The organism is Atribacterota bacterium (assembly GCA_039638595.1).
Lineage (GTDB): Bacteria > Atribacterota > Atribacteria > Atribacterales > Caldatribacteriaceae > Profundicultor > Profundicultor thermophilus.
Genome location: JBDIWM010000057.1, coordinates 1 through 9,270, shown reverse-complemented (window position 1 = coordinate 9,270; position 9,270 = coordinate 1). Strand labels below are relative to the sequence as shown.

Sequence of the window (9,270 nt, the reverse complement as noted above, 5' to 3'; positions counted from 1 at the left end):
GTTCCCATTTCTATAAAAATAACCAGACCTGGCCTGAGGGATTAGAGGAAGAGGTCAAAAAGAATCTAGCTGCCCTAGAAGCGAAAACTGGAAAAAAATTTGGAGACCCCAATAACCCTCTGCTTGTGTCTGTCCGTTCAGGTGCTCCGGCTTCCATGCCTGGGATGATGGATACGATTCTCAACCTGGGATTGAACGACTTGGTGATGGAGAGTTTAGCGAATTTGACTCAGAACGAGCGTTTTGCTTGCGACTGCTACCGTCGTTTCATCCAGATGTTTGGAAACGTGGTCATGGGTGTCGACCACTCAAATTTTGAAGCCATCCTTGATGAGGTCAAAGAAGAAGTAGGGGCTAAAGTCGACACGGATCTTGATGCCAATGCTCTGCGGAAAGTGATTGCCAAATACAAAGAACTCTACAAGAAACATACCGGAGAAGATTTTCCCCAGGAACCTTACGAACAACTTCGCCGAGCCATTAATGCTGTTTTTGCTTCCTGGAACAACAAGCGGGCCATTACCTACCGGAAAATTCACAAGATTCCTGAGGACTGGGGTACGGCGGTGAATGTACAGACCATGGTCTTTGGCAACATGGGTTTTGACTCTGGGACGGGCGTCGGTTTCACCCGTAATCCCTCTACCGGTGTGAAGGAGTATTATGGTGAATATCTCCTCAATGCCCAGGGCGAAGACGTGGTGGCAGGTATCAGAACTCCCAAACCCATCAAAGAGATGGAAAAGGAGCTGCCTCATGCATTCGAAGAACTGAAGAAGGTTTATGAAATTCTGGAGAAACACTATAAAGATATGCAGGATTTTGAGTTCACCATCGAGAAAGGGAAACTCTATCTCCTGCAGACTCGAACCGGAAAACGCACTGCTCAGGCGGCCATCAAAATCGCTGTGGACATGGTTAAAGAAGGACTGATTGACGAAAAAACTGCGGTTAAACGAGTTGAGCCAAATCAGCTCAATCAGCTTTTGCATCCTCAGATTGACCGTAGCCAGCCTTTGAAGGTTCTGGCCAAAGGTCTTCCTGCGTCTCCTGGAGCAGCGTATGGAAAAGTGGTTTTCGATGCTGATGAAGCGGAGGAACTGGGCAACAACGGAGAAAAAGTGATTCTGGTTCGTCCGGAAACAACTCCTGATGATATTCATGGGGTGGTGGCTGCTCAGGGAATTCTCACCAGCCGGGGTGGTATGACCAGTCACGCGGCTGTGGTAGCTCGAGGAATGGGTAAACCCTGTGTGGCCGGATGTGAAGCCATCAAGATTGACCTTGATAAACGAGAGTTTGTGGTCAACGGTGTTGTGGTCAAGGATGGTGATTACATCACCATTGATGGTGGAACTGGTGAGGTCATTCTGGGGCAAGTGAAGACCATTCCACCTCTCCTTTCTGATGACTTCCGGACCCTCCTTTCTTGGGCAGATAAGATTCGTAAACTTGGAGTACGGGCTAATGCTGATACGCCGGTTGATGCGCAGAAAGCACTCGATTTTGGTGCCGAAGGTATTGGTCTTTGCCGAACTGAGCATATGTTTATGGATCCGGCGCGGCTTCCCTGGGTACAGAAAATGATCATGGCTCAGACCCTGGAAGAGAGAAAAGAAGCCCTTTCTCATATTGAGCCGATGCAAAAAGGTGACTTCAAAGACATCTTCCGTATCATGGAAGGGAAACCGGTTACCGTTCGGCTGATTGACCCCCCGCTCCATGAGTTTTTGCCCAAGCTCGAGGACCTGCTTGTTGAAGTGGCCACGCTTCGAGCTAAGGGTGTTACCGGGCCAGAGCTTGAAGAGAAAGAAAAATTGCTCAAAGTGGTCCGTAATCTCCATGAAGCCAATCCCATGTTGGGTCTGCGTGGTTGCCGTCTGGGGATCCTCTATCCTGAAATTGTGGAGATGCAGGTGCGGGCTATTATGGAAGCAGCCTGTGAACTGAGTCAAGAGGGTGTCAAGGTGATTCCGGAGATTATGATCCCTCTTGTTGGTCACCGCAATGAGATCAAGATTCTCAAAGAGAAGCTTGACGAAGTCGCGCAGCAGGTCATCAAGAATTATGGTGTGAATATTTCCTACAGTTTCGGGACCATGATCGAAGTACCGAGAGCAGCGCTGGTTGCTGATCAGATTGCTGAAGATGCCGAATTCTTCTCTTTTGGTACCAATGACCTGACCCAAATGACCTTTGGTTACAGCCGTGATGATGCGGAAGGGAAATTCCTGTTCTTCTACGAAGAAAACGGTATTTTGCCTGAGGATCCGTTCCAGGTTCTGGACCAGGAGGGCGTGGGGCAACTCATGCGAATGGGCGTTGAAAAAGGGCGTAAGACCCGCCCAAACCTGAAGTGTGGTATCTGTGGGGAACATGGTGGAGAGCCGAAATCAGTGAAGTTTTGCCATCAGGTCGGTTTGAATTATGTCAGTTGTTCTCCGTTCCGGGTACCGCTGGCCAGACTCGCCGCGGCACATGCAGTGATTGAAGAAGAATCGAAAAAGGATGAGAAGAAGTTCGATTTATAGTGATGATAAGGGGCGGCTTGAAAGATCCGCCCCTTTCTGGGTGATGAATCTTGGACCTCAAAGAGGTTAGGAAATTCTGGGAAGAGCGGGAAAAAGAAATTCTTTTCCCCTTTGCGGTATTCAGTAGCTCCAGTCAAGGGCGGCAAAGGCCTGAGGATGAATGTGATGTCCGGACTTGCTTTCAGCGGGACCGGGACCGTATTATTCACTGCAAGGCTTTCCGTCGTTTGAAGCACAAAAGCCAGGTTTTTTTAAGCCCTGAAGGTGATCACTACCGGACGCGCCTTACCCATGCCCTGGAGGTTTCACAGATTGCTCGGACCATTGCCCGCGCTCTGCGTCTCAATGAAGACCTGGTTGAAGCAATCAGTCTAGGTCACGATCTGGGACACACCCCTTTCGGTCATGCTGGGGAGGAAGCACTTGATGAGGTCTACGAGGGAGGGTTTAAGCACAACGAGCAAAGCCTGCGAGTGGTGGAAGTGCTGGAAGGGGAGGGGAAAGGGCTCAATTTAACCTGGGAAGTGCGAGACGGAATTCTAAAACATTCCAAAACTCATTCCATGAACCTGGAAGGAACCCCGCCAGAACTCCCATCGACTCTAGAAGGTCAGGTGGTTCGGCTGGCAGACATTATTGCCTATGTCAACCACGATGTGGACGATGCCCTGCGGAGCGGTATCCTGAAAGAGGAAGAGCTTCCCGAAGAAGCCATAGCTGTTCTGGGGGAAACCCATCGGGAACGGATTAACTGCATGGTGCAGGATATGATTCAAGAGAGTTTTGGTCACCCCTTCGTTCGGATGAGTGACCGGGTACGTCGGGCAACGGAAACCTTGCGGGAATTTCTTTTCCAGCGAGTTTATTTCGGTTCAGAGCAAGGAAGAGAACGTGAAAAAGCAAAACTCCTCGTGAAATCGCTCTTTTCTTTCTTCATGGAAAATCCGACTGTTCTCCGGCAGGAATACTGTACGGGATGGTGGGAAAGAGGAGAGGATTTGGGTAAAATAGTATGTGATTTCATATCCGGCATGACGGACCGGTATGCGCTCTTCATGTTTCAGAAGTATTTTGTTCCTTCTCCCTGGCCTCAGAAAGGAAGAGGGGAAAAAATAGAAACTACAGAAAGGAGGATTCAGGAATCATGAGCTTAGCAATCTTTACCCCTATTGCTGGACTTATTGCTGTATTATTTGCTTGGTCTCTGATCCAAAAGATTAACCGCTTCAGTCCAGGTAACGAAAAGATGCAGGAAATTTCCCAGGCGGTTCAGGAAGGTGCGATGGCTTTTCTCAAAAGAGAGTACACCTTCTTGGTTTTCTTTGTGATTGGTATGTTTGTGGTTTTAATCTTTGCTCGAGGGCCGGTAGAGGCAATTTGCTTTGTTATCGGTGCCTTCTGTTCGGTCATGGCAGGGTTTGTGGGGATGCGGGTGGCCACTCGGAGCAACGCCCGTACTACTCAGGCTGCCACTGAAGGCTTGAATCCTGCTCTGCGGGTTGCCTTTTCAGCAGGAACGGTTATGGGAATGTGTGTGGTCGGATTCGGGCTTCTGGGTCTTGGTATTCTCTACTTGATTATTAAGGACCCCAATGTAGTCAATGGTTTTGCTCTGGGAGCAAGTTCTATCGCTCTATTTGCCCGTGTTGGTGGTGGAATTTATACCAAGGCGGCCGACGTAGGGGCAGATCTGGTTGGAAAAGTGGAAGCTGGTATTCCTGAAGATGATCCCCGTAACCCGGCCGTGATTGCCGACAATGTGGGTGACAACGTGGGTGATGTTGCCGGCATGGGTGCTGACCTCTTTGAATCGTATGTCGGTTCGATTGTAGCAGCCATGATTTTGGGGGTGAGTGCGTTTGGAATCAGTGGGGCCCTTTATCCATTGATTTTGGCAGGAACTGGCGTTATCGCGTCAATCCTCGGGACTTTCTTTGTTCAGGCTAAAGATGAAAAAGGTTTAACTGCAGCCCTAAACCGGGGGACGTATATGAGCACTCTTTTTGTGATTATTTTTAGTCTGGTGGCTTCGCTCCTCATCTTGAAGGCTATAGGACCCTTCGTGGCCACAGTAGCTGGCTTGATTGCCGGTATTGCTATTGGTCTGGCTTCTGAGTATTACACCGACAGTCATTTCAAGCCGGTGCAGAACCTGGCTGAAACTGCTCAAACCGGTCCTGCTACGGTCATCATCAATGGACTGGCGCTGGGAATGGAAAGTACTGTAATACCTTTGCTTTTGGTTTGTGCGGCGATTCTGGTGGCCTACTGGGCAGCAGGGATGTATGGCATTGCCATTGCTGGAATCGGGATGCTCTCCATCACCGGGATTACCGTAGCCATCGATGCCTATGGGCCGGTGGCGGATAATGCTGGCGGAATCGCTGAAATGGCTGGCCTTGACCCTAAAGTTCGCAAAATCACCGATTCACTGGATGCGTTGGGGAATACTACTGCAGCCATTGGAAAGGGTTTTGCCATTGCCTCAGCGGCCCTGACTGCTATGGCTCTTTTTGTAGCTTACTCTCAGACAGTGCAGATTAAGGTAATCGATCTTCTCCATCCCTATGCTGTGGTAGGACTTTTCATTGGGGGGATGATGCCATTCCTCTTCTGTTCCATTACCATGAAGGCAGTTGGTCGAGCGGCATTCCGCATGGTGGAAGAGGTCCGTCGGCAGTTCCGGGAGATTAAGGGATTGATGGAAGGCAAAGCTCGGCCTGATTATGCCCGCTGTGTGGACATTAGCACCAAAGGTGCCATCACTCAGATGATTTTCCCCGGACTTCTGGCGGTGGCTGTTCCGATTCTTGTCGGTGTCATTCTTGGTCCTGAATCTTTGGGAGGACTTCTGGCTGGGGCCATTGTGTCTGGATTGCTTCTTGCTATTATGATGGCCAATGCCGGAGGGGCATGGGATAATGCCAAAAAGTACATTGAAAGTGGGAAAATGGGTGGCAAGGGAACACCCACCCATGCGGCTGCTGTGGTTGGTGATACCGTCGGTGATCCGTTCAAAGACACCTCTGGTCCGTCTTTGAACATTTTAATTAAGTTAATGTCGATTGTGGCGCTGGTTTTCGCACCTCTTTTTATGCGGTAGGTACTTGTTGTTCGAGAAAAACCCGGGAGGGTGGTTGTCGGCTCCCGGGTTTATTTTTTCGTCACAGGTGTTTTTCCTTGTTTATTGATGAACAGTATCTTGAGGAAATCAAGAGCCGAATAGACCTGGTGGAGTTTATCTCCCAGTATGTGGACTTGAAACCTGCTGGCCGGAACTTTAGAGGTCTCTGTCCTTTTCACGAAGAGAAAACACCTTCTTTTATGGTTTCGAGGGAAAAAGGGATTTTTCACTGTTTTGGATGTGGGGTGGGAGGAAATCTTTTTCATTTCGTGATGCGGATGGAAAACTTGACGTTTCCGGAAGCGGTCCTTTTTCTGGCGGACAAGTGTGGGGTGGAGATTCGTCCCGTTCAGATTGGAAGAGGAGCAACGCGCTCTCTGGAGGAGAGAGAACGGTTATATCGTCTCAATGAGATTTTGAATCACTATTATATGCGTTGTCTCAACGGTGGAAAGAGTGAAGAGGAAAACGCCCGAACATACCTTTTGGTGAAAAGAGGTATTCGGCCTACCACCTGGGAGCTTTTCGGGATTGGTTTTTCTTCCTTTTCTGGGAGGGACTCGATCGCTTTCCTTCTTAAAGAAGGCTTTTCTGGTCAGGAGATTATTAGGGCAGGTGTGGGAGTGGTTACCAGGAGTGGGGAACTTTTAGACCGATTCCGCGGTAGAATCACTTTTGCGTTTCACGATTTACAGGGAAGAGTCGTTGGTTTTGCAGGAAGAATTCTTGAAAAAGGTGAACCCAAGTACTTGAATATTTCCGATACACCTATTTTTTCAAAAGGGCAATATCTTTACGGTCTTTTTGCCACTCGGGATTCCTTGCAAAAAACCCATACGGCTATCCTGGTCGAGGGATATATGGATTTTCTAACGCTCTTTGAATACGGAATCAGAAATTGCGTGGCTTCGATGGGAACTTCACTCACCAAAGACCAGGCTGGCCTTTTAAAGCGCTATGTGGACGAGGTGTTTATTGCCTACGATGCGGACCAGCCGGGGCAGATGGCTACATTACGGGGAATGGCCGTGCTGCAGGAAAAGGGTTTAGCGGTGCGCATTGTGGCTTTACCTTCACCCCACGACCCTGATTCTTTTTTGCGGAAAGAGGGGAAAGAAAAATTTTTGGAAATTGTACAGAAATCTCCCTCGCTTTTTGAATATCAGCTGGAATTATTGCTCCGGAATTTTGGTTGTAATTCTCTGGAATCAAAGGCCAAAATTATTCGAGGGATGTTCCCTTTTCTAATCAGCATAAAAGACCCGATAGAGAGGAAGCTCAAAGTTACCGCTTTGGCACAAAGAATTCATGTTGATGAGTCCTTTGTGCAACATCTATTAAATGAAGAAGAGATAACAACGCAGCGAGAAACGTTACCGGTGCGGGAAACGAAAGAACATGGAATCCTCAAAGCGGAAAAAATGATACTTCGGGTGATGATGGAAAATGAACGGTGGCGTCATAAAATTGGGGAGAGCCTGGAAAGAGAATACTTTTCTGGACCGGAACATCAGCGTATCTTTCAGGCTCTGCTGGGTTTGAGTGGTGAAGGTGGTTTTCTGGTGTCAAAACTTGTGGATGTTTTTCCACAAGAAGAGGTGCTCCATTCTCTGGTTACCGAAATCGCCGCTCGGGAGGATTTGCAGGAAATCTGCCAGGACGATGGAGCAGTGGAAAGCCTGGTTCGGCGGGTGAAGCTGGCGGCTTTAGAGCGGAGAATTTTATCTTTACGCCGGGAACTCTCCCGCATGGAAGACCCTGCCAAATTGGGGGAACTAAATAAATTATATAGAGAAAGGGAACAATTGAGACGAATTGGGTGAGGGGGCGAGACTCACGTTGAGCACAAACGGTAAAAACAAGCTTTCCGGTGGCATCTCTTTCCTTTTGGAGAGTGGAAAACGGAAGGGGTACATCACCTTTAAGGAACTGAACGATGTGTTGGGGGATGATGCGGTCAACGTGGATAAGTTGGATGACCTCTACAGCACTCTTTCTGAACTGGGAATTGAGGTTTCCGATGAGGAAATTTTTCGTGAAGAAGTACCGACCTTAGAAAGCGAAGACCTCCACTTTGAGGAAATCAAGGGCATTGGTGTTGATGATCCGGTCAAAATGTATTTGAAAGAAATTGGTCAGGTTTCGTTGCTTACCCCCGATGAGGAAGTAGAATTGGCCAAAAGAATCGAAAAAGGCGATGCTGAAGCGAAGCGTAAACTCATTGAGGCTAATTTGCGTCTGGTGGTGAGCATTGCCAAACGCTATGTGGGACGGGGGATGCTCTTTTTGGATCTCATTCAGGAAGGAAATTTAGGTCTTATTCGTGCGGTGGAAAAGTTTGATTATCGCAAGGGCTATAAGTTCAGCACGTATGCAACCTGGTGGATTCGGCAGGCCATTACTCGGGCTATTGCTGATCAAGCCAGAACCATCCGTATTCCGGTACACATGGTGGAAACCATTAATAAACTGGTGCGAACTTCACGTCAGTTAACTCAGGAACTGGGTCGGGAACCAACTCCGGAAGAGATTGCCGAAAAAATGGGCATGACTTCCGAAAAAGTGCGAGAAATCCTGAAAACCGCTCAGGAACCGTTGTCTCTCGAAACTCCCATTGGGGAAGAAGAAGATAGCCATCTGGGCGACTTCATCGAAGACACCGGCGTTCTTGCTCCCCCTCAGGCGGCTTCATATTCTTTATTAAAAGAACAGCTGGACCATGTTTTGAACACCTTAACTGACCGGGAGAGGAGAGTCCTGAAACTCCGTTTTGGCCTTGAAGATGGTAAACCCCATACCCTTGAAGAGGTCGGTCAAATTTTCGGGGTTACCAGGGAACGAATTCGCCAGATCGAAGCCAAAGCCCTGCGCAAGCTCCGCCATCCTTCCCGGAGCAGAAAATTGCGTGACTATCTTGACGAAACCGAGTAGGTTTCTCTATAATTGGTAAGCGAGCGCTCCTCGGTAGCTCAACGGTGGAGCATCCGGCTGTTAACCGGAGGGTTGCAGGTTCGAATCCTGCCCGGGGAGCCATTCTATACGCTGATGAAAACTGATAAGGTCAGATAAGGATTTGATTGTCTCCTCAATAGAGGGAACTTCAAAAAAGCCAACAAGGATATTTTCTCCGGTAAAAACAATCTCCTTAATCAAAAGCCTTAAAAGGTATTTTTTCTCTCTGGGATTTAAGTCATTAAAAATCTTATTGAAATACCGAAAAAGCCTCTTTCACTACCTATTTATTGATAAGATAATTTTTGGATTGTTCAATCTTTGTTTTAGTCTGTGATAATTGGTCTTCCAATTGCTTTAATTCCTTTTCTGCCTCTTTCATCTCTTCTTTGATGAATCTTGAATACTCCTCGCCAGCCTCAAGAAGTTTACCCACTAAAGCCTTACCCTTTGCTTTAATCTCAGAAATCCTCAAATTCAAGATAACCTTTTCTTTTTCAAGTCCTTCTAATTCCTTTTTACTCTTTGAATTTGCCTCACTCAAGATTTTTTGAAGTAAAATCTCATTCTGACTTATCTGGCTTATCTTTTCTAAAACCACATCCTCAAGTGCTTTTGCAGGAATTGACCTCACAGAACAGGCTTCTTTGCCTCTATGTCCAA

General features: G+C 47.8%; 6 protein-coding genes and 1 tRNA gene. 6 read left to right on the top strand and 1 reads right to left on the bottom strand.

The features are described 5' to 3' along the window. The 6 genes from ppdK to ABDK92_10105 all read left to right on the top strand — a co-directional run. Positions 1 to 2,531, top strand: a 2,531-nt coding sequence (ppdK, locus tag ABDK92_10130; protein MEN3186962.1) for a pyruvate, phosphate dikinase, incomplete at its 5' end; no start/stop codon positions are given. Between the two features lie 47 nt (positions 2,532 to 2,578). Further along, positions 2,579 to 3,679 (top strand): deoxyguanosinetriphosphate triphosphohydrolase, encoded by a 1,101-nt coding sequence (locus tag ABDK92_10125; GenBank protein MEN3186961.1) that lies wholly within the window; start codon positions 2,579 to 2,581, stop codon positions 3,677 to 3,679. Then, positions 3,676 to 5,634, top strand: a complete 1,959-nt coding sequence (locus ABDK92_10120) for a sodium-translocating pyrophosphatase (GenBank protein ID MEN3186960.1) — start codon at positions 3,676 to 3,678, stop codon at positions 5,632 to 5,634. Before ABDK92_10125 ends, ABDK92_10120 begins: the two co-directional genes overlap by 4 nt. 77 nt (positions 5,635 to 5,711) lie before the next feature. Then, positions 5,712 to 7,478: a DNA primase gene (gene dnaG, locus ABDK92_10115; GenBank protein MEN3186959.1), complete on the top strand. Its 1,767-nt coding sequence runs from the start codon at positions 5,712 to 5,714 to the stop codon at positions 7,476 to 7,478. A 16-nt stretch (positions 7,479 to 7,494) separates the two neighbouring features. Further along, on the top strand, positions 7,495 to 8,586 hold the full coding sequence (gene rpoD / locus ABDK92_10110) for an RNA polymerase sigma factor RpoD (GenBank protein MEN3186958.1): 1,092 nt from the start codon (positions 7,495 to 7,497) through the stop codon (positions 8,584 to 8,586). A gap of 27 nt (positions 8,587 to 8,613) precedes the next feature. Beyond that, a tRNA-Asn gene (locus ABDK92_10105) sits at positions 8,614 to 8,688 on the top strand. Positions 8,689 to 8,890: 202 nt separating this feature from the next. On the opposite strand, the gene ABDK92_10100 is transcribed toward ABDK92_10105, so the two are convergent. Next, the coding region (locus ABDK92_10100; GenBank protein ID MEN3186957.1) for a hypothetical protein at positions 8,891 to 9,270 on the bottom strand (380 nt) is incomplete at its 5' end.